Source organism: Flavobacterium sp. PL02, assembly GCF_035013205.1.
Classification (GTDB): domain Bacteria; phylum Bacteroidota; class Bacteroidia; order Flavobacteriales; family Flavobacteriaceae; genus Flavobacterium.
The window spans coordinates 123,566-145,662 of sequence record NZ_JAYGJP010000003.1 but is presented as its reverse complement, the minus strand read 5'-3'; the positions used below and the strand labels follow the sequence as shown (position 1 = coordinate 145,662).

Annotated in this window: 21 protein-coding genes; 13 read left to right on the top strand and 8 right to left on the bottom strand. The window is 31.4% G+C overall.

Annotated elements, in window-relative coordinates; translation table 11 throughout:
* Positions 1-769: 769 nt before the first annotated feature.
* Positions 770-1,081: a DUF1294 domain-containing protein gene (locus SHI72_RS11665; protein ID WP_323490055.1), complete on the bottom strand. Its 312-nt coding sequence runs from the start codon at positions 1,079-1,081 to the stop codon at positions 770-772.
* A gap of 82 nt (positions 1,082-1,163) precedes the next feature.
* Here SHI72_RS11665 and SHI72_RS11660 point away from each other — a divergent pair, with 82 nt between their 5' ends.
* Positions 1,164-1,985, top strand: a complete 822-nt coding sequence (locus tag SHI72_RS11660) for a BRO family protein (RefSeq protein ID WP_323490054.1) — start codon at positions 1,164-1,166, stop codon at positions 1,983-1,985.
* Positions 1,986-2,097: 112 nt separating this feature from the next.
* A complete protein-coding gene (locus SHI72_RS11655) occupies positions 2,098-4,221 on the top strand; it encodes a Tex family protein (RefSeq protein ID WP_039118621.1) in 2,124 nt (707 codons plus the stop codon).
* 70 nt (positions 4,222-4,291) lie between these two features.
* Here the strand turns inward: SHI72_RS11655 and tatA are convergent, their stop codons facing one another.
* Positions 4,292-4,474: a twin-arginine translocase TatA/TatE family subunit gene (gene tatA / locus SHI72_RS11650; RefSeq protein WP_035620201.1), complete on the bottom strand. Its 183-nt coding sequence runs from the start codon at positions 4,472-4,474 to the stop codon at positions 4,292-4,294.
* A gap of 208 nt (positions 4,475-4,682) precedes the next feature.
* Here tatA and SHI72_RS11645 point away from each other — a divergent pair, with 208 nt between their 5' ends.
* The 6 genes from SHI72_RS11645 to SHI72_RS11620 all read left to right on the top strand — a co-directional run bounded on the left by SHI72_RS11645 (position 4,683) and on the right by SHI72_RS11620 (position 11,644).
* A complete protein-coding gene (locus SHI72_RS11645; RefSeq protein ID WP_039118620.1) occupies positions 4,683-5,201 on the top strand; it encodes a hypothetical protein in 519 nt (172 codons plus the stop codon).
* A gap of 3 nt (positions 5,202-5,204) precedes the next feature.
* On the top strand, positions 5,205-6,692 hold the full coding sequence (locus SHI72_RS11640) for a GH3 auxin-responsive promoter family protein (RefSeq protein ID WP_323490053.1): 1,488 nt from the start codon (positions 5,205-5,207) through the stop codon (positions 6,690-6,692).
* 30 nt (positions 6,693-6,722) lie between these two features.
* Positions 6,723-8,402, top strand: a complete 1,680-nt coding sequence (locus tag SHI72_RS11635; RefSeq protein ID WP_323490052.1) for a DUF6909 family protein — start codon at positions 6,723-6,725, stop codon at positions 8,400-8,402.
* A gap of 144 nt (positions 8,403-8,546) precedes the next feature.
* A complete protein-coding gene (locus tag SHI72_RS11630; RefSeq protein ID WP_035620191.1) occupies positions 8,547-9,530 on the top strand; it encodes a UDP-glucuronic acid decarboxylase family protein in 984 nt (327 codons plus the stop codon).
* Positions 9,531-10,883 carry an exopolysaccharide biosynthesis polyprenyl glycosylphosphotransferase gene (locus SHI72_RS11625; RefSeq protein WP_323490051.1) on the top strand — a complete coding sequence of 451 codons (1,353 nt, stop codon included), beginning with the start codon at positions 9,531-9,533 and terminating at the stop codon, positions 10,881-10,883.
* Positions 10,883-11,644, top strand: coding sequence for a glycosyltransferase family 2 protein (locus tag SHI72_RS11620; RefSeq protein ID WP_323490050.1), 762 nt, complete (start codon positions 10,883-10,885; stop codon positions 11,642-11,644). The genes SHI72_RS11625 and SHI72_RS11620 overlap by 1 nt, the downstream gene beginning before the upstream one ends.
* Positions 11,645-11,777: 133 nt before the next feature.
* Here the strand turns inward: SHI72_RS11620 and SHI72_RS11615 are convergent, their stop codons facing one another.
* Together SHI72_RS11615 and SHI72_RS11610 are read right to left on the bottom strand one after the other, a co-directional pair.
* The gene (locus SHI72_RS11615) at positions 11,778-12,299 is read right to left on the bottom strand and encodes an ORF6N domain-containing protein (protein ID WP_323490049.1); all 522 of its coding nucleotides are present in this window, start codon (positions 12,297-12,299) and stop codon (positions 11,778-11,780) included.
* Positions 12,300-12,339: 40 nt separating this feature from the next.
* A complete protein-coding gene (locus SHI72_RS11610; protein ID WP_323490048.1) occupies positions 12,340-13,650 on the bottom strand; it encodes a phenylacetate--CoA ligase family protein in 1,311 nt (436 codons plus the stop codon).
* Positions 13,651-13,783: 133 nt separating this feature from the next.
* On the opposite strand from SHI72_RS11610, the gene purD reads away from it, so the two are divergent.
* Complete coding sequence (gene purD / locus SHI72_RS11605) at positions 13,784-15,058, top strand: phosphoribosylamine--glycine ligase (RefSeq protein ID WP_039118614.1); 1,275 nt, start codon at positions 13,784-13,786, stop codon at positions 15,056-15,058.
* Here purD and SHI72_RS11600 read toward each other — a convergent pair.
* Positions 15,050-15,280 (bottom strand): DUF6341 family protein, encoded by a 231-nt coding sequence (locus tag SHI72_RS11600; protein WP_035620182.1) that lies wholly within the window; start codon positions 15,278-15,280, stop codon positions 15,050-15,052. The genes purD and SHI72_RS11600 overlap by 9 nt on opposite strands.
* A gap of 143 nt (positions 15,281-15,423) precedes the next feature.
* On the opposite strand from SHI72_RS11600, the gene SHI72_RS11595 reads away from it, so the two are divergent.
* Positions 15,424-16,353 (top strand): DUF6427 family protein, encoded by a 930-nt coding sequence (locus SHI72_RS11595; RefSeq protein WP_323490047.1) that lies wholly within the window; start codon positions 15,424-15,426, stop codon positions 16,351-16,353.
* Here SHI72_RS11595 and upp read toward each other — a convergent pair.
* Positions 16,348-17,001 carry a uracil phosphoribosyltransferase gene (gene upp / locus SHI72_RS11590; protein ID WP_039118612.1) on the bottom strand — a complete coding sequence of 218 codons (654 nt, stop codon included), beginning with the start codon at positions 16,999-17,001 and terminating at the stop codon, positions 16,348-16,350. The two genes, SHI72_RS11595 and upp, sit on opposite strands and share 6 nt — an antisense overlap.
* Before the next feature lie 112 nt (positions 17,002-17,113).
* On the opposite strand from upp, the gene SHI72_RS11585 reads away from it, so the two are divergent.
* Both SHI72_RS11585 and SHI72_RS11580 read left to right on the top strand, forming a co-directional pair.
* Positions 17,114-17,719 carry a DUF4254 domain-containing protein gene (locus tag SHI72_RS11585; protein WP_323490046.1) on the top strand — a complete coding sequence of 202 codons (606 nt, stop codon included), beginning with the start codon at positions 17,114-17,116 and terminating at the stop codon, positions 17,717-17,719.
* Between the two features lie 39 nt (positions 17,720-17,758).
* A complete protein-coding gene (locus tag SHI72_RS11580; RefSeq protein ID WP_323490045.1) occupies positions 17,759-18,766 on the top strand; it encodes a glycosyltransferase family 9 protein in 1,008 nt (335 codons plus the stop codon).
* On the opposite strand, the gene SHI72_RS11575 is transcribed toward SHI72_RS11580, so the two are convergent.
* A complete protein-coding gene (locus SHI72_RS11575; protein WP_323490044.1) occupies positions 18,755-19,165 on the bottom strand; it encodes a hypothetical protein in 411 nt (136 codons plus the stop codon). The genes SHI72_RS11580 and SHI72_RS11575 overlap by 12 nt on opposite strands.
* A gap of 266 nt (positions 19,166-19,431) precedes the next feature.
* Complete coding sequence (locus SHI72_RS11570; protein WP_323490043.1) at positions 19,432-20,484, bottom strand: ferredoxin--NADP reductase; 1,053 nt, start codon at positions 20,482-20,484, stop codon at positions 19,432-19,434.
* A gap of 124 nt (positions 20,485-20,608) precedes the next feature.
* Here SHI72_RS11570 and SHI72_RS11565 point away from each other — a divergent pair, with 124 nt between their 5' ends.
* Positions 20,609-22,072 carry a DUF5687 family protein gene (locus SHI72_RS11565; protein WP_323490042.1) on the top strand — a complete coding sequence of 488 codons (1,464 nt, stop codon included), beginning with the start codon at positions 20,609-20,611 and terminating at the stop codon, positions 22,070-22,072.
* Positions 22,073-22,097 lie beyond the last annotated feature (25 nt).

Sequence of the window (22,097 nt, the reverse complement as noted above, 5' to 3'; positions counted from 1 at the left end):
TAAAATATGATTTAGTTATTTGATAAATAAGTGTTTATGGAGTTATTAACAACATAAAAACAATACTACTGATTAATGGATTCTATGTTTAAAACAGCACTTTTTAGATTGTAATTATCTAGGAGAGTTCTTCCATTTATTATAAAAGAAGGTTTAGTTATTTTATGTTTATAGAATACCATTGTTAATAATGAATATTGTAGATCTACTATTAGTAAATTTTTAAAAAAATATTAGATTTAATTATTTGATAAATAGATGTTTGTGGAGTTGTTAACAATGGAAGTAACAACACTTTTTTATTAATGAATTTGATTAACAAAACACTATTTTTTTGATTGTGATTATCAAGAACAGTTCTTCTATTTATTATAAAAGAAGGTTTAGTTATTTTATGTTTATTTAATACCATTGTTAATAATGAATATTGCAAATGTAGTATTGGTAAATTTTTAAAAATGTTGAATTTAATTAATTGATAAATTGCTATTTGTGGAGTTGTTAACAATGTGAAAACAACACTCTTTATTACTAGATTTGATTAAAAAAGCACATTTTTTTGATTGCAATTATAAAGTCAGCATTACTATTTAAAGAAAATAATATAGAGTATTTAATGACGGAAGGAAGTTTGCTCGTTTTATGTTTGAAGAATAGCATTACTAATAAGAATCTAACAAAAAAACTCGAAGTAAATTTTTTTAAAATGGTAGATTTAATTATTTGATAAATAGCTATTTATGTAGTTGTTAACAACATAAAAACAATACTATTTATTGTTACTTACCATAAACCAAGCAAGAGTTTCGGCATCACAGTAATAAAAAAATATAAGGAAAGCGATTACGACCTGAAGGAGGATAATACCTGCATATTTTATCATAAAAGAAGGTTTACTTGTTTTATGTCTAAACAATAGCATTGCTAATAATAAACCAACAGAACCGCCAAGAGCAGTTATTGAAAACAGCATATTTTCGGATATTCTACGTTTATGTTTAACAGCTAAATATTTATCGTATCCAGCTAAGATAAAAGCAATAGTATTTATGATAAAAAAGTATAGTAATAAAACTTTCATTGGCTTAAAATTAAAAACAAAGATATTATTTTAGTCCCATCAAAATTTAGGGAAAGAATATAAAAAATGTAATTCATAATCAATGAGTCCAGTACAATTATTTGAGCAAAAAAAAGTAAGAAGCCATTATGATGCTGAAAAGGAAATTTGGTATTTTTCGGTAATTGATGTGATTGAGATTTTAACAGATAGTCTTAATCCAAGGGACTATTGGTATAAAATGAAAATTAGAGTTAAAACTGAAGACGGATTTGAACTGTCGACAGTTTGTCGACAGTTCAAAATGATTGCTGAAGATGGAAAAAACAGATTGACAGACACCGCAGATACTGAAACTTTATTACGATTAATTCAATCTATTCCTTCTCCAAAAGCAGAACCTTTTAAGCAATGGTTGGCTAAAGTAGGCTATGAAAGGATTCAAGAATTGGCTGATCCGGCTCAAAGTTTAGATCGCGCCCGCGAAAATTGGCAAAATTTAGGACGCAGCGAAAAATGGATTCAACAACGAATGACAGGGCAGGAGACACGTAATAAATTGACTGATTACTGGAAAGAATCTGGAGTTGAAAAAAAGGACGAATTTGCGATGCTGACAAATATCATTCACCAAGAATGGACTGGATTATCTGTAAAGAAGCATAAAGAAGTAAAAGGATTAGAATCTCAAAATTTGAGAGATCATATGTCTGAAGCAGAACTAATTTTTACCGCTTTAGCAGAACTTTCTACTCGACAAATTGCTGAAAGTGATGAAGCAAAAGGACTTATAGAAAATGCGAAAGCAAGCAAAAAAGGAGGAGCTATTGCCAAAAATGCGCGTATAGCTTTAGAAGATAAAACAGGGAAAAGTGTAGTAACAGGAGAAAACTTTTTGCCTCCGGATAAAAAAAAGCTAAAGTAAATTAGAATTAAAAAATTTAGTTCAATTTTGATAACGTTAAACCAATAAATAACTAAAACCATTGCAAACTTTGTAAAACACTTTGCATCTTTGTGGTTAAAATTAAATAAGAATGACTAATATTCAATTCATTGCTAAGTCTGTTCAAACAGCAGCGATTAACATTCAAAACACAGTTAAATTATTAGAGGAAGATTGTACAATTCCGTTTATTTCAAGATATCGAAAAGATACTACAGGAAATCTTGACGAAGTTGTAATTGAGCAAATTGCAAAACTGCAAAAAGAATACGAAGTTATTGTAAAACGTAAAGAAGCGGTTTTAAAATCGATAGAAGAACAAAAATTGCTTACCCCAGAATTAAAACAAAAAATAGAACAAAGTTTTGATTTACAAGAGATAGAGGATTTCTACCTTCCTTTTAAAAAGAAGAAAAAGACTAAGGCCGATGTGGCTCGTGAAAATGGTCTTGAACCGTTGGCAAAAATCATTATGTCGCAAGGTAATGATGATGTTGATTTTATTTCGACTCAATATATTAATGACAATGTTATAAACGAAGAAGCTGCTTTGCAAGGAGCTCGTGATATCATTGCCGAATGGATTAACGAAAATATTTACGTTCGTAAGCAATTACGTAGATTATACCAACGTAAATCGACAATAGCGACCAAGGTTGTAAAGACTAAGAAAGATGATGAAAATGCGCAAAAGTTCAATCAGTATTTCGATTGGTCAGAACCATTGACAAAAGCACCATCACACCGATTATTGGCAATGCTTCGTGCTGAAAACGAAGGATTTGTAAAAATGAAAGTCGAAGTTGATATTGACGAAGCCTATGATGTTATTGATGAACTGGTTATAAAAGGACAAAATAACACAACACCACATATACAGTTAGCGATTGAGGATAGTTATAAACGGTTGTTGAATCCTGCTATAGGAAATGAAACGTTGCAAGAAGCTAAAGCAAAAGCTGATGCAAATTCTATTCAGGTATTTGCTAATAATCTAGGACAATTATTGCTTGCGCCGCCACTTGGGGAAAAACGAATTTTAGCTATTGATCCAGGATTTAGAAGTGGTTGTAAAGTGGTTTGTCTGGACGAAAAAGGAGATTTGTTATACAATGAAACTATTTATCCGCACGCACCACAACATGAAGATGCTATGGCGATGAAAAAAATTCGCTCGATGGTAAACTCTTATAAAATAGATGCAATTTCTATTGGTAACGGAACAGCTTCACGTGAAACAGAGTTCTTTATCAAAAAAATCGCGTTTGATAAACCAGTTCAGGTATTTATAGTTTCTGAGGCTGGAGCATCGGTATATTCGGCATCTAAAATTGCTCGTGAAGAGTTTCCTGATTATGATGTTACGGTTCGTGGATCGGTTTCTATAGGGCGACGACTTTCGGATCCATTGGCAGAATTGGTAAAAATTGATCCAAAAGCAATTGGGGTAGGACAATATCAACATGATGTTGATCAATCAAAATTAAAAGAAGAACTAGACAACACCGTAATTCGTTGTGTGAACTCGGTGGGAATAAACATAAACACGGCGAGTAAACACTTATTAAGTTATGTGAGTGGAATAGGAGAGAAGCTTGCCGAGAATATTGTACAATATCGTTCGGAAAATGGTCCTTTTGAAGATCGTAAACAATTAAAAAAAGTACCTCGTTTAGGAGATAAAGCCTACCAACAAGGAGCTGCTTTTATTAGAATCACCAATGCTAAAAATCCATTGGATAATTCGGCAGTACATCCTGAAGCATACGGTATTGTTGAAAAGATGGCTAAAGATTTAAAATTAACCGTTAATGATCTTATTGCCAATAAAGAACGAACAGCTTTAATAAAACCGGAAAATTATATTACGCCAGAAATAGGTTTATTAACATTAAAGGATATCATTAAAGAATTAGAAAAACCAGGTTTGGATCCTAGAAAATCAGCTAAGGTTTTTGAATTTGATCCGAATGTAAAAACGATAAAAGACGTAAAAACTGGAATGATATTACCTGGAATTGTTAATAACATCACCAACTTTGGTTGTTTTGTTGACATTGGTGTTAAAGAAAGCGGATTGGTTCACATTTCTCAACTTAAAGCTGGTTTTGTAAGCGATGTAAACGAAGTAGTAAAGCTACATCAACATGTAGATGTAAAAGTAACTGAGGTTGATGAGGATAGAAAGCGTATTCAGTTAACGATGATATTATAAAAACAAAAAAATTCGAAATCCCAATATATTTATTGGGATTTCGAATTTTAAGACTTGAGAACTTAAAAGTCTATTTTTTTTCTTCTTCTTCTTTTTTATCAGCAGGTTCTTTGTTATCGTCTTTTGCAGCGTTTTTAAATTCTTTAATTCCACTACCTAAACCTTTCATTAATTCTGGAATTTTTTTACCTCCAAAAAGTAATAAAACAACTGCTAATATAACAAGGATTTCTGTAACACCTAATCTTCCCATGATTGAATAATTAATTGCCGGAGCAAATTTGTATATAATAAAAGCAAAGGTATACAGAATTAGTTAATATGAATTGGTTTTATTATAAAAAATTTATTTCTTGTTAAGTTAAATATTTAATAAAAACCTATTTTAAAGGCAGTCCTATTGCATTTTGTCCGTTTTATCAACAGTATTAATTATTATATTTGTCAATTAAAGTACCACGATGTCTGAGAAAAAATTAAAACGAATCAAGTTTAGAAAGAAATTGTTTGTCAAAAACCGTTTGGTTATTTTGAACGAAGATACTTTTGAAGAAATTTTTTCTTTCAAACTTAACCTCATGAATGTTTTTGTGGTAGCCACTCTTGGAGCAATTTTTTTAATATTAATTACAACTTTTATTATAGCATTTACTCCGTTAAGAGAATTTATACCAGGATATTCATCAACTGAATTAAAGAGAAATGCAACCGAATTAGCTCTAAAATCTGATTCATTAACGGTGGCGTTAAAGAAAAATGAAACTTATATTAAATCTATTCAAAAAGTGCTAACAGGCCAATTAGAATATGCTAAATTTAATAAAGATTCAATCTTGTCGAGTGTTGAAGTAAAAGAGGAAGATGTAAACTTAGCTCCATCCGAAGAGGAATTAAAACTGCGTGAGGAAGTGGCAAACGAAGAAAAAAAGGAAAACACTAGTTCTGTTAAAAAGAATAAAAGTGATAAAAAACAAAAGTAAAGAATGTCTATAAAATCAGTCGCTGCAAAATTATTTGCCAGCAAAATTTATAACAATACACAGGCTTGGGCCAAAAAACCTGTCGAAACTCAAATGAAGGTTTTTAAGAGTTTGATAAATGGTGCAAAAGATACTGAGTTTGGAAAAGATCATCACTTTGATAAAATAAAAACCATTCAGGATTTTAAAAACTATGTACCTGTAAGAGATTACGAAGATTTAAAGTCATATATAGATAAAGTACGATTGGGTGAAAAAGACATTCTCTGGAAAGGAAAACCACTTTATTTTGCTAAAACATCTGGTACAACTTCGGGAGCAAAGTATATTCCGCTTACCAAAGAATCAATGCCATATCATATTGAGGCTTCAAGAAATGCGATTTTGCATTATATTCATGAAACGAGAAATGCTGATTTTGTAGATGGTAAAATGATTTTCTTGCAAGGAAGTCCTGAATTGATAGAAAAAAACGGAATAAAACTAGGCCGCTTATCTGGTATTGCAGCTCATTTTGTGCCAAAATATCTTCAAAAAAACCGTTTACCATCATGGGAAACTAATTGTATTGAAGATTGGGAAACTAAAATTAATGCAATTGTAGGTGAAACAATAGATCAGGATATGACTATTATTTCGGGAATTCCGTCTTGGGTACAAATGTATTTTGAGCGATTAGAAGAGAAAAGCGGAAAGAAAGTAGGAGATTTGTTTAAAAACTTCAATCTCTTTATTTACGGTGGAGTTAACTACGAACCATACCGCGCGAAGTTTGAAAACCTGATTGGAAGAAAAGTTGATAGTATCGAGTTGTTTCCTGCTTCGGAAGGGTTCTTTGCTTACCAGGATTCTCAAAAATCTAAAGGAATGCTTTTGTTATTGAACTCGGGAATTTTTTATGAGTTTATAAAAGCAGATGAGTTCTTTAGCGAAAATCCAAAACGATTAACAATAGGAGAGGTAGAGTTAGGAATAAATTATGTCTTGATTATATCTACAAATGCCGGGCTTTGGGGTTATAATATTGGAGATACTGTTCAGTTTATATCTTTATATCCGCATCGAGTTATTGTATCAGGAAGAATCAAGCATTATATTTCGGCATTTGGAGAGCATGTTATTGGTAATGAGGTCGAAAACGCTATGAAAGAAGCCATGGAAAACACCAATATCCGTATAAATGAATTTACTGTTGCACCACAAATAAATCCAACAGAAGGATTACCATATCATGAATGGTTTGTAGAATTTGAAAATGAACCAGAAAATATGTTAACTTTCGCCGAAGCAATAGATGATTCTATGCGAAAGCAAAACATTTATTACGACGATTTAATTACTGGAAATATTTTGCAAAAGGTTGTGATAACCAAAGTTACTAAAAATGGTTTCCAGGATTATATGAAATCCCAAGGGAAATTAGGAGGACAAAACAAAATTCCGCGACTGTCTAATAACAGAGATATAGCAGACGCATTAAAAAATGAATAAAACTTAAAAGTTTCAAAAAATATATTAAGCATGAAAGAATCAAAAAACATTTCGAGATCAAGAGCACAAGAATCATCAGCTGCTATCGAAAAAATGTACATTACAATGCGCCATTTGTTTAACAGAGGTTTTTATAAACCAATGGGAATCTCGGGCGATACATTACGTGAAGCATTATTAGCTTTACGACCAGAAATTTACGGAAATATTGCCGAAGAGAAAGTAGAACTTAACGGACTTTTATATGTTATAGAACGACTTCCGGTAGGAATTGAACAATGTCGTTTTATTAATTTAACTTCAGACGAAGGATATTCTAAATCGCATTTTCAAGCAATTGTTCCTCCAAAAAGAAGAAGAAATTGCTATAGAATCGACGAGGAGCAAATGAACGTGGAAATTACCCGTGGACGTTCTGACATCTACGATATTTTAACGCATTTGACTTTTATCTTCATCGAATCTCATAAAATAAGAAACAGAGTTTTATTAGATGATGGAGGCGAAGTTTCTCGTGATTGGTTAAAACTAGAACTTGCAGTAATGCAAACCAAAAAGTTGCCATTAGTAGAGAAAGAAAAAGCAATATCGCACGTTGCAAATATCTTAGGAAGAACATTTGAAGATGTTCTTAATATCTACGATGCTTTTGGATCAGAAGCTGAACCAGACAGGTTTTTACATATCATTTACTGGTTAGGAAAACTAGCTATCGAAGAAGTTGTTGAGAATAATAAACGTACAATTACATTCAGTCCTATTTTGAGAGAGCGTTTAGGACACCATATTCACGGAGAAATCTGGGCAACAAACATCAAGGAGGTTTTAAAAGCAAATGCGCTTCTTGACCGTCCTATACATGTTATAAGTGCTAACATGCATAGTGTAATGAATTCTATCTTTGCAACACCAGTTTTAAAAACTAAATTCAAGGACAAGTCTGATTTCTTTATTTATGAAGAATTAAGCAAGTCAGGAGCAAATGCAATTCGTAAAGATGTTGAAACAGTTGCCTTGAAAAACGGAATGATTTCGTTACTGGATACTTCAGGAACAAATATCGATGTACAAATTTTTGATACGGCTAAGATTGATTGGGCAAAAACAGCTTTTCCAAAAGCCGATTTAGGAGATAAAAAACCAGTAATCATAGTTATGGATTATGCGTTTGGAGAACAAGCTTATGAAACAATCGATGAGTTACTAAAACCTTATAAAAAAGATACACTACTTAACGTAAAATCGGTTTCGATTATGGGTAAAGCAGGAATTTTAGAAGGAGGAAAAGGAGATATTATGATTCCTACAGCGCATATAAATGAAGGAACTGCAGATAATTACTTTTTCGAGAATGAATTAAAAGGAGCAATGTTTGAAGGAAATGATATTGCAGTTTTTGAAGGAGCAATGGTTACCGTGTTAGGAACATCATTACAAAACCGTGATTTATTAAAATTCTTTCACGAATCGACTTGGAGCGTTATTGGTCTGGAAATGGAAGGATCATATTACCAAAAAGCAATTCAATCGGCTTCAAAAATTAGAAAAAGCGTTCCGCATGATATAAAAGTTAGATATGCTTATTATGCATCAGATAACCCATTAGAAACAGGAAGTACTTTGGCTTCTGGAGGATTAGGAACAACAGGTGTAAAACCAACATATTTGATTACGATAAAAATTCTAGAGCAGATTTTTAACGTTAAGTAATAGCATTACATACAAGGGTACAAAAGTGCCCTTGATAAAACAAAAAACAAATTTGCGATTGATGTTATCGCAAAGATTAGATTACAATATTTTAAAGAATGTAATTTATAAATTCAATTACATTTGCCACATACAAAAAATACAATGAAAAGAATACTTATTACAGGAGCAGCAGGATTTTTAGGTTCACATCTTTGCGACCGTTTTATAAAAGAAGGTTATTATGTTATCGGAATGGATAACTTAATTACTGGTGATTTAAAAAACATCGAGCATTTATTTAAACTTGAAAGTTTCGAATTTTATCATCACGATATCACAAAATTTGTACATGTTCCTGGAGATTTAGATTATATACTACATTTTGCTTCACCAGCAAGTCCGATAGATTATTTAAAAATTCCTATTCAAACCTTAAAAGTAGGTTCATTAGGAACACATAATTTATTAGGATTGGCTCGTGTAAAACAAGCAAGAATCTTGATAGCTTCAACATCTGAGGTTTATGGAGATCCATTGGTTCACCCACAAACAGAAGAATACTATGGTAATGTAAATACAATAGGACCACGTGGAGTTTATGATGAGGCTAAACGTTTTCAAGAATCGATTACCATGGCGTATCATACATTTCATGGTGTAGAAACCAGAATTGTACGTATTTTTAATACCTACGGGCCAAGAATGCGACTTAATGATGGTCGTGTAATTCCTGCTTTTATCGGTCAGGCACTTCGTGGCGAAGATTTAACGATTTTTGGCGATGGTATGCAAACTCGTTCATTTTGTTATGTAGATGATCAGGTAGAAGGAATTTTCAGATTGCTACACTCAGATTATGTGTATCCGGTTAATATTGGAAACCCAGATGAAATTACCATTAAAGATTTTGCTGAAGAAATTATAAAACTTACAGGAACAAACCAAAAAGTAGTTTACCATCCGTTACCAATAAACGATCCATTACAGCGCCAACCTGATACTACAAAGGCAAAAGAATTACTTGGTTGGGAAGCAAAAGTAAATCGTGCCGACGGTATGAAAATCACATATGATTATTTTAAATCACTTTCTAAAGAAGAACTTTCTAAAGAGGAACATAAAGATTTTTCAAACTATATAAGATAAATGCGGACAAAAACAGGAAGATATTCAGGTTATATCCGACCCTTTTCATATTTGATAGATTTAATTATCATCAATGTATTTGCGGTTTATATAATTGATTTTCCTGTTAATCAAATAGCATTTCCTATAGCTTTAAGCGTCGCTTGGCTGTGTATCGCAGTTCATTTAGGTTTCTATGAAGTATATCGATATACCAAAGTAATTGCAATCTTAAATTGTGCACTCAGTCAGTATGTTTTATTTAGTTTAATAACATTTGCAATAGCTTATTTTTATTCTCAAAAAATAAGCTTACCTGCAGTGATTGTGTTTATTAGCGCATCTTTCCTGGTGATATTAACCATTAAGTTTTCTGTTTATTTTTTCCTAAAAAAATATAGAGTTCTTTATGGAGGTAATTCCAGACGAGTTGTTTTAATGGGAAATAGCAAGAGTGTTACCCCGCTGCAAAACTTCTTCACAGAAAATCTGGATTACGGCTATAAACTGATTCATATATTTGATATTGAAAGTGAAAAGGAAGATCATATTAATAAAATGCTGGATTTTGTTTTAGTACATAAAATAGATGAAATGTATTGCTCTATGACCGATTTATCTCAAAAACAAATGAGAGATATTATTCATTTTGCAGATAATAATTTGAAGACATTAAAATTTATTCCTGACGAAAAACAAATATTTTTCAGAAATTTTATGTTCGAATATTATGACTACATACCAGTTATAAAACTAAGAGATATTCGATTAGATGATAAATTTAATAAAGTTATTAAACGTGCTTTTGATATTGTCTTCTCCTTAACAATTTTAATTGGGCTCCTTTCCTGGTTAACACCAATTTTAGCCATTTTAATAAAATTAGAAACCAAAGGACCTATATTTTTTAAACAAAGACGAAACGGACTTAATAATAAAGAGTTTGATTGTTATAAGTTTAGATCAATGAAATTGAATGATGTGGCCCATTTGAATCAGATTACTAAAAACGATGTGCGAGTAACTAAACTTGGTAGATTCATAAGGAAAACCAGTATTGACGAATTACCTCAGTTTTTCAATGTTCTAAAAAACGATATGTCGGTAGTTGGGCCAAGACCGCATATGGTTAGTTATACCGAAAGATATGCCGTACAGGTTAATAAATTCATGGTACGCCATTTTGTTAAACCAGGCATTACAGGATTAGCTCAAACGAGCGGCTTTCGTGGTGAAGTCGAAACAGACAAAGACATTATCAATCGCGTAAAATATGATATCTTTTATATGGAAAATTGGTCTATTTTATTAGATATAAAAATCATTTTTGATACCGTTTATAATACGCTCAAAGGTGATGAAAAAGCATATTAATGGATTTAGTTTCTATTTTAATCCCTACGTACAATTGCGAAAATTTCATCCGCTCTACATTACAATCAGTACTTAACCAAAGTTATTCTCATTGGGAAATTATTATTGTAGATGATGCATCTACAGATAATACAGTAGTAATAATAAAAGAATTTGCTCAAGACGATAATCGAATAAAACTAACTGAATTAGAAAAAAATTCAGGAAATGGTTTTGCCAGAAACATAGCTTTAGATAAAGCAGCTGGAAGGTATATTGCGTTTCTTGATGCAGATGATTTATGGTTTCCCTTAAAATTAGAAAAACAAATACAGTTCTTAAAAGATAAGGATCTGCCGTTTACATTTAGTTTTTATGAGTGGATTGATGAAGAAGGTAATGTTTTAAATAAAAAGATAGAAGCTCCAATAAATTTAACTTACGAAGAATTGTTCTTCTGTAATTATGTGGGGAACTTAACTGCAATTTACGATGTTGAATTTTTCGGAAAAATCAGAATAGAAGCGACTCAAAAAAGGCAAGATTGGCGTTTGTGGCTCACAATTTTAAAACAAATCAAAGAAGCAAAACCTGTTCCTGAATCATTGGCTTATTACAGAATAAGAAAAGATTCCATTTCATCTTCAAAGTTCAAATTGATAAAACATAATTTCGGTGTTTACAGACGATTCCATGGGTTTAATTTTGTGGTTTCCTGTATCTATATGACTCGGTTTTTGTTCACACAATTGGTTATTAAACCAAGATATATGAAGACATAATTCTTTAAGGTCACAATTTGTGACCTCCAATTTTTAAATTCTTTTTTAGTAAGTCTTTGAGAAAAACTTGAAGACGCAATTTGCGACATCAAGATTTTAAGGTCACAACTTGTAAGCTTGAAGAATAAGAGAATTATTTTTTATATCCAATTTTTACTCTTTCATTTCCGTCCTCTTTTTTCTCTGTTAATTCGTCGAGATAAGAAAACACCAATTCAATATTTTTATCATGATTTTCTAATTTCTTTTGAATCTGTAAGATATCAACCTTAATCTCTGTGGTGTCCAAAAGCATTTCTCTAACCTTTGTAAATATTCGCATAATTTGAATGTTGGTTTGAATTGCTTTATCACTTTTTAGGACACTAGATAACATTAAAACACCATGTTCTGTGAATGCAAAAGGTAATTTTCTAATTCCTCCCCAACTTGATGTCGCAATTTGCGACATCAAGTTTTCTAATTCAATTTCCGTAAGTTGGAACATGAAATCTGATGGAAATCGTAATATATTTCTTTTTACTTGTTCATTAAGTCTTCTAGTTTCTACTCCATAAAGATGAGCCAGATCAAAATCAAGCAATACTTTTTGACCACGGATAAAGTAAATTTTGTCAGAGATAGTTTCTTCAGAAAGCTGAGATTGATTGTTCATGAGTTTTAATTAAAAAAACAAATGTAAGATTTTATTTATATTATAAATAAGATTTAAACTGTTTTAGTTTTCCGCGATTGGTCCTTTCTAAAACTGTTTTTCGGGTAAAAGTGAAGTTTAAATCAGGTTCAAGATAGAGAGCAATTGCGGCTTCAATTTTCTGAATTTGGTTTTTATCGAGTTCATTATCACTAACATATTCTATTTCAAAAGAATCTAATTGCGTTTGTTTGATTATAAACTCTTTTACATTTCCATCGTCTTCTATGATGCTTTTGGTAACATAATAAAAGGTCAATCCAGGCGATTTTTTCCCGCTTGGCAATACCGCAATATCGTTGGTTCTGCCTGTTAACTGTTTTAAAAGAGGCTTTTGTAATGTACTTTTTTCATCCAGAATCCCTAAGTCTCCAATATCATATCTAATAAACGGATGGGCTTTGTTATACAATGATGTAATTACAACTTTACCCTCAGTTCCATTGGGGACTGGTTGATTATTTTCATCCAAAATCTCGATAAAAAGAGTTTCTGCATTTATTTGCCATTCTCCTTTAGGATTTTCAAAAGCAATTAAATCAAGTTCAGATGCTCCATATTCATTAACGATCGGAATCCCAAATTGCTTCTTCAAAAGAATTTTATCACTTTCAAAAAGCATTTCAGATGTTACGATACAAACTTTTAAACTAGGACAAATATCTTTTAATATGATGTTTTTCTTTTCTAAAAACTTAGCAAATAGAACAATTGAACTTGTATAACCGTTGAGGTAATCAAATTTTTTGGCTTTGAATTTTTTTAGAAAGCTTTCTAAAACGGCATCAGATAAATTAAAAATAGGGAATCGGTAACGGTTGCTTAAAAAATCTTTAAAGCGTTCTTTTTTGTTTCCGATAAAATCCATCGGAATACCGTAAAAACGTGCCTGATACGAAGTATTAAAATTTATTCCGTGCCAACCAAAACGCATAATATTTGAAGCCCAAGTTAGGGCATGACAATATTTATCTTTGGCAAAAACAAAAGGAGTTCCGCTTGATCCAGAGGTTTTGTTGAGGTAAACGTTTTTGATAGCATAACCTTTAGACAACCTCTCAGAAAGAGGTTTTTGCAAATTCTGTTTGTTCAAAACAGGTAAGTCATTCCAATTTTTGATATTTGCAGCACCAACTAATGTTGTATAAAATGGATTGTTTTGCAAATGATAAGCAACGATTTCTTCTTTTTTATGTTGAATAAATAAAGCATGTTCCTCTTCAGAAAACTGAATAATGGTATTCAATTCAGTTTTAGCTTCCTTAATCGGAAATCCATTTATAAGAAGAGAAAGATCAAAAAGTCGAAGCATTTGGAGCATAAATTTCACCAAAAATAATATTTACCAACAACTAAAGTTCAACAACCAACAACTTTTTAAAAATTAATTCTGTTTTAAGGTTAAAAGCAATTATTTTTGCACCACAACTAAATACAACTATACAATGACAATTTTACTATTGGGTTCAGGAGGAAGAGAGCATGCATTTGCATGGAAAATGATTCAAAGTCCGCTATGCGAAAAACTATTTGTTGCACCAGGAAATGCCGGAACAGCTGGTATTGCCCATAATGTAAACATTAGTCCAACCGATTTTGAAGCGATAAAAACTTTAGTAATTCAGGAAAATATAGGTATGGTTGTCGTAGGTCCCGAAGATCCATTGGTAAAAGGGATTTACGATTATTTTAAAAATGACGAAAGTTTAAAACATATTCCGGTTATCGGACCATCAAAATTAGGTGCTCAACTTGAAGGAAGTAAAGAGTTTGCCAAAGAATTCTTGATGAAACATAATATTCCAACAGCAGCTTACGATAGCTTTACTGCAGAAACTGTAGAAAAAGGGTGTGAGTTTCTAGAAACGCTGCAACCTCCTTACGTTTTAAAAGCAGATGGTTTAGCAGCAGGAAAAGGAGTTTTGATTATTCAGGATCTTGAAGAGGCTAAAACCGAATTAAGAAACATGTTAGTTCATGAAAAATTTGGTGCAGCTAGTTCAAAAGTTGTTATCGAAGAGTTTCTTGATGGTATTGAACTAAGCTGTTTTGTATTAACAGATGGAAAAAGTTATAAAATCCTACCAACAGCCAAAGATTACAAACGTATTGGCGAAGGTGATACAGGATTAAATACAGGCGGAATGGGAGCAGTTTCTCCAGTTCCTTATGTTGATGCTGTTTTAATGGAAAAAATAGAAACACGCATCGTAAAACCAACAATTGAAGGTTTCCAAAAAGACGGAATCGAGTACAAAGGTTTTGTATTTATCGGATTGATAAATGTTAAGAATGAACCAATCGTTATAGAATACAATGTGAGAATGGGTGATCCGGAAACTGAAGTTGTAGTTCCTAGATTAAAAACTGATTTGGTAGAATTGTTCTTGGCTGTAGCCAATGAAAAACTAGATACAATTTCTTTAGAGGTAGATCCAAGAAGTGCTACGACAATCATGGTAGTTTCAGGAGGTTATCCAGAGGATTTTGAAAAAGGAAAAGTAATTTCTGGATTAGAAAATATTTCAGATTCTATTGTTTTCCATGCAGGAACAAAGTTGGATAACAACAATGTGGTAAGTAATGGAGGAAGAGTTTTGGCAGTGACTTCATATGGAGACAACTTCCAGGAGGCCATAAAAAAATCTTATCAAAACATAGACAAGCTAAATTTTGATAAGATGTATTTTAGAAAAGATATTGGCTTCGACTTACTTTAAAAAAGAGTGAGCCGTAGTATCTTGATTTTCTGTTCCGGCTGCATCAAAAATGCGTAATTGTTTAATCCAATATACCATTGCAGCTGCACAGATAATCATGAAAATCCAGTTAATTGTATTAGCACCAAACCATGATACAAGTTCTAATGAACGTAAAAAATCAAGTGGAGCAAATAAAATGTTTACGAATAAGTACTGTATTCCTTCAAAAAAAGTTGTCATAATTTATAAAATTATTTTGTTATTTATTGTTTTGTAACACATTGAAGTTATAAATCCCGATAATCAGAATCTTTATTTCAACTTGTTGGTTTCCTTTTTAAACAAGTATTATATTTACAGTCACAAAAGTATAAAATATCCTTATGATAACAAGTGTTTTTAAAAAATCTACACCATTAAATTATTCATTGGTCGTAATTTTAATGCTGGTTTTCTTTTTCATCTATCAATTTCAAGAAATTTCTTGGGTAAAATCGCTTATTTCAGTTTCAGAAAAAATAAGTTTATTGATAGTTGTATTAGGATCAATGTTGATAACCAACTTTGTTGTCAAGAAAAACGGACTTAGTAAAGACAATGGTTACACGATATTCTTTTATTTATTGTTATCCTTATTTTTTCCGTCGGCACTAAATAATCCTAATGTATTACTTGCCAATTTCTTTGTGTTATTAGCGCTTCGTCGATTGTTATCATTACAATCTTTAAAATCATCTAAAGAAAAAATATTTGATGCCTCATTATGGATTCTATTGGCTTCATTGTTCCAGTTTTGGTGTATTTTATTTCTTATATTGGTATTTATATCAATAATTTTTCACGTTGCAGGCGATTATAGAAACTGGATTTTACCATTTATAGCTCTTTTTACTATAGCTACACTTTTTCTATTAGTATCATTAATGTTTAATATAGATGTAATTACATTTTTTCAAAACCGTGCAACGCTTGATTTTAGGATTAATTATTTTACGAATAATTACCAAAATGGAGCGCTATCAATTTATGTAGCAGTTGCGTTATTTTTTGTGGTTTCGCTGTTATTAACATTATCAAACAGACCATTATTATTGCATTCTTCATACAAAAAAATCGTTGCCTATTTCTTTATAGGGATAATTGTATTTTTAATATCTCCTAATAAAAGCAACGATTTGTTATTGTTTACAGTAGCACCTTTGGCTATTATGGGATCAAGCCATATTGAGTTTTCACAAAACAAACTAAATAACGAAATTGTTTATGGAGTCTTGATTTTGTGTAGTTTATTTACTTTTTTCTCTCAATTATAGTTTATTACCATAAGCTAAGTCACCTGCATCGCCCAATCCAGGAACGATATAATTTTTCTCATTTAAGTTACTATCCAAGGCAGCAATCCATAAATGACAAGAATCTGGCAAGTGTTTTTCTAGATAAGCAACACCTTCTGGAGCAGCAATAACAACAGCTAGATGCATTTCTTTTGGTGCACCATTTTGTATTAGTTTCTCATATACAGCAACAATCGATTGACCTGTTGCGAGCATTGGATCGATTAATAAAACGGTTTTATTATTGATACTAGATAAGGCTTGATATTCGACCAAAATAACAAATTCAGCATCATTATTAGGATGATGTCTACATGCCGAAACAAAACCATTTTCAGCTTCATCAAAGTAGTTTAAAAAACCAATATGTAAAGGTAAACCAGCACGTAAAATAGAACATAAAATAAGTTTATCATCTATTTCGGTAGTACTTTTGGTACCAAGAGGTGTTTCGATTTCTACGTTTTTATAAGATAGGTCTTTACTTATCTCATATGCCATAATTTCACCAATCCGCTCAATATTTCTTCGAAAACGCATGCTGTCGTTTTGAACTTTTATATTTCGTATCTGACCTAAAAAATGGTTTAATACGCTGTTATTTTCGGATAAATAATGAATCTGCATGATGGTATTTTTAAATTTATTTTAAAACCTAATTTGTTATAAATAGATTTATGATTTGATATTTTTTTATAAAAGTATAAAAAGTATCTTTGTATCTATAAAATTTAAAGACATGTTTTCAAAATTAGCATATTCTGTATTCGAACAAAGCATCAAAGATTATCATAAATTTGATAATGTTGATCAGCCAATAAACAATCCATATCCTAAAGATAAATTTGAACATTTATTATATTTAAAAAACTGGATTGATACCGTACAATGGCATTTTGAAGATATTATTCGTGACCCGAATATTGACCCAGTTGCTGCACTTACTTTAAAAAGAAGGATTGATGCATCTAATCAGGAACGTACTGATATGGTGGAATATATCGATAGTTATTTTTTACAAAAATACAGTAATGTAAAAGTAAAAGACGGTGCAAAAATCAACTCAGAAAGCCCAGCATGGGCATTTGATAGATTATCTATTTTGGCTTTAAAAATTTATCATATGAATGAGGAAGCTACTCGTGCAGAAGCTACTCAGGAACATAGAGATAAATGTCAGGAAAAATTAAATATTCTTTTAGAGCAAAGAAGCGATTTGTCTACAGCAATTGATGATTTGTTAACAGACATCGGAAATGGAGATAAATTCATGAAAGTGTACAAACAAATGAAAATGTACAACGATGATGATTTGAATCCTGTTTTATACCAAAATAAAAAATAATTGGCAGAATTGTCCAATAAAATTAAGCATATAGCCGTCATGAGACTCTCCGCAATGGGAGATGTTGCCATGACGGTTCCTGTTTTACGCGCTTTTGTAAAACAGTATCCTGAGGTAAAATTAACGGTAATTTCGCGCCCATTCTTTAAACCATTTTTTGATGGAATTCCGAATCTGACTTTCTTTGTTTTTGATGATAAAGAACGTCATAAAGGATTTTTGGGATTAGTACGTTTATACAAAGATTTAAAAAAGCTACATATCGATGCTTTTGCCGATTTGCACAACGTTTTACGCTCTAAAGTTGTTCGTACTTTTTTCGCTTTAAGCGGAAAAAAAACTGCATTTGTTGATAAAGCCCGAGAAGAGAAAAAGGCATTGATGCGAGCTGAGAATAAAATCTTCAAGCCATTGCCTACTATGTTTGAACGCCACAAAAAAGTGTTTGAAGAACTAGGATTTTCATTGGATTTATCAAATCCCGTTTTCCCTACAAAACCAACTTTAAGTCAGGAAATAGTTGATTTAATCGGAAATAAGTATCAAAGATTAATAGGAATTGCACCTTTTGCACAATACGATTCTAAGGTATATCCGTTGGATTTAATGCAGGAAGTAATAACAAAACTAGCAGAAAATAAAAACCATACCATCTTACTTTTTGGAGGAGGAAAAAAAGAAATTGAAATTTTGGATTCACTTTCTAAACCGTATGAAAACGTTGTTAATATGGCTGGAAAAATCAAGTTTCAGCAAGAACTACAACTTATTAGCAATCTTGATGTAATGCTTTCTATGGACTCAGGAAATGGTCATATTGCAGCAATGCTAGGTGTAAAAGTAATTACACTTTGGGGAGCAACACATCCATACGCAGGATTCTTACCATTTAATCAGAAACTAGAAGACGCACTGACAGCAGACAGAACTAAATATCCTTTATTACCAACATCGGTTTACGGAAACAAAATCGTTGAAGGGTATGAGGATGCGATGAGAAGTATTTCTCCAAATGAAATTGTTCAAAAAATACAGTTAAGCATATAATCCATTTAAATCATGGAGAAAATACCCAATTGTTTTCTTTTTGTTTCTATCAGCAACAATTATAACAAAATGATTTTCTTTTTCTGTAGGTAGCAAAATGTGTTCAAAATCTTCGGTTGAATTTCTATAAACTTTATGCACCAATTGCGATTCTTTAATTTTGTGCGATAGTACTTTAGCACTTTTTAATTTGCTTACGTAAGGCCAAATATTAAAGATATTGTCAGAAACTGTTATTTCAGTCATTTTGCCAAGCATTGTTGAGCTATATTTTTCTTCAGTAAGTAACTTGGGACCTTTTTTATTTCGGTGTTTTTTAATTATAAAGTAGATACAAAAAAGAGCTGTTATTACAAAAATTGCTACAAATGATAAACGAAGGAAGTGATGTATTGTCATAATATTTAATATTTAAACGTGTTGACAAATTTGATTTAGCTCTACAAATCATGTAAAAACATGAGGTTGCGATTACTTTAATAACACCACTAAAATAATGAAAATTTGGCAATATTTTAATAAAAATTTGTTTTTATTGTAATTTCAGCTCTAGACAAAGATTTTCATCAAGACAATGATTGTAAACATAATTATAAAACAAAAAAAAATCCAAATCCCAATTATAAAGTTGGAGTTTGGATTTTTTTTATTTGGAATTTAATCTTTTATACGTCGTCGTAATCTACATAAATAGACTCAGAGGTAGGATGTGCCTGACAAGTAAGAATTAATCCGTCTGCGATTTCTTTATCGGTTAGGATTGAGTTCTTTTTCATCTCTGCAGTACCCGAAGTTACACGAGCAAGACAGCTGCTGCAAATTCCGCCTTGGCAAGAATAAGGAGCATCGATTCCTTGTTTTAAAGCTGCATCAAGAATAGTTTGTTTTTGAGACATTTCGAAAGAAACTTCTTCATCATCAACAAGAACCGTGATTTTTGAATGTCCTTCTAATGAAGTATCGATTTTATTTTCTTGTGTAGAAGAAGTGAACAACTCAAATTTTATAGCAGATTCTTTTACGTTTTTCTCTTTTAAGATTCCCGAAACGGTATTAATCATTTCTTCAGGACCACATAAATAGAATTTATCAAATTGTAATTCTTTATGCTTGTTGTTCAACACAAAATTTACTGCCGATTTATCAATTCGACCAAACAAAGCATTTTCTACTTTAGCTTGACTAAAAACATAATGCACAAATAAGCGTCCTACATATTGTAATTGTAAATCGTGTAATTCTTGATGAAAAATAGTGTCTTCGACAGTTTTGTTTCCATAAACCAATACAAATGAGCTTTTTGGTTCGCTTTTTAAAACCGATTTTAGTATAGAGAGTACAGGAGTTATTCCGCTTCCGGCAACAAATGCTGCATAGTTCTTTTGTCTTTCTGGTTCAGGCTCAAATGTAAATTTACCTTCAGGTTTACCTACTTCTAGTACATCACCCGCTTTAAGTCTTGTAGTTGCAAATTGCGAAAAAACACCGTTTTTTACAGCTTTTACAGCAATGCGTAACTCACCACTTTCTGGAGATGAACAAATAGAATAAGCACGACGAAGCTCTTTATTATCTAGTGTTAATCGTAAGTTGATATATTGTCCTGCAATAAAAGTATAGTTAGATTTTAATTCTTCAGGAACATTAAAAAGTATCGAAACAGCAGATGCAGTTTCACGTTTTACTTCTTTTATTATTAGTTTTAGGAATGAAGGCATGATATTATTTTTTTGCAAAAGTAGCAAACAGCTATTAAATGATTGGTATTAAAGAGTAATATTTTACATTGTTTGTAACGTTTTCCTACATTTACATACTTACGTATCAAACTAAACCAAAAAAATGATTAAAAAGTTTATTTATCTCGAATGGAAATCCTTTTCAAGGTCGGCATCATTTGGTGCTAATGTCGCATTAAAGATCGTAATAGGTTTCCTAGCCATTTATTTTGCACTCATTTTTATTGCGGCAGGAGCAGGTGTTTTTTATGTTCTTAAAGAGATGAATCTTGATCCGTTATTAACCATAAATAAATTCCTTATTTATTATTTTTTATTCGATTTGGTGATTCGACTTTTAATGCAAGCCATTCCAGTACTTAATATAAGACCATTATTAACGCTAGCAATTCAAAAGAAAACTATTGTACATTTTTCACTAGGTAAAACAGCTTTGTCGTTTTTTAATATTATTCATGCCTTCTTTTTTATTCCTTTTGCAACGGTATTATTAATAGAAGGGTATGATGTTGTAAGCGTATTATTCTGGCTTTTAGCTATAATAGCATTAATTTATATTAATAATTTTCTGAACATTTTACTGAGTAATATCGACAAATTGTTTGCTGTTTTTCTTGGAATAATCGTTCTTTTGGCATGCTTACAGTATTATGGTTTTTTTGATATTACAAATTATGCTGTTTTACTTTTTGATGGTTTTTATAGCATAAAAGGACTATTTCTTGTTCCGGTTTTAATTCTGGCAGGGCTTTATTACGTAAGTTTTAATTATTTTAAAAGCAATTTATATCTCGATGCAGGACTTTCGGATAAACACGATATTGCTACAACCGAAAATTTAACGTGGCTTAATCAATTCGGGACTTTAGGTACGTTTCTAAAAAATGATATTAAATTGATAAAGAGAAACAAAAGATCTAAGATGACTATTATTATGAGTTTTTTCTTTTTGCTTTATGGATTACTGTTTTTTAATGCAAGTACGCACCAGCCACCAGTAATGCAAATTTTGGCAGGTATTTTTGTATCAGGAGGATTCCTTTTTACTTTCGGACAATTTGTACCAAGTTGGGACAGTTCATATTATCAACTTATGATGACGCAAAATATACCGTATAAAGGCTATATCACATCTAAATGGTGGTTAATCGTTATTGCAACTATTATATCGACGATTATTGCTTCATTTTATCTTTATTTTGGATGGAAAGTGTATCTCACAATTGTTGTTGGAGCTATTTATAATATTGGTGTTAATTCACATTTAGTACTCTTAGGAGGAGCATTTACAAAAACACCAATTGATTTAACATCTACAAGTGGAGCATTTGGAGACAAAAAAGCTTTTAATGTAAATGCGATGTTGCTTACCTTACCTAAAATGCTGCTACCATTGGGATTGTACTGGATTGGTCTTTGGCTCGGGAATCCAAATATCGGGTTAGCCTTAGTTGCTTTGGCAGGAATAATAGGTTTTGCTTTTAAGGATAAAGTCTTTTTACTAATTGAAAAAAGATATAAAATCGAAAAATATTCTACCATAAATGCTTATAAACAAAAGAACTAGAGTAATTATAAAATGTGTCAATTTG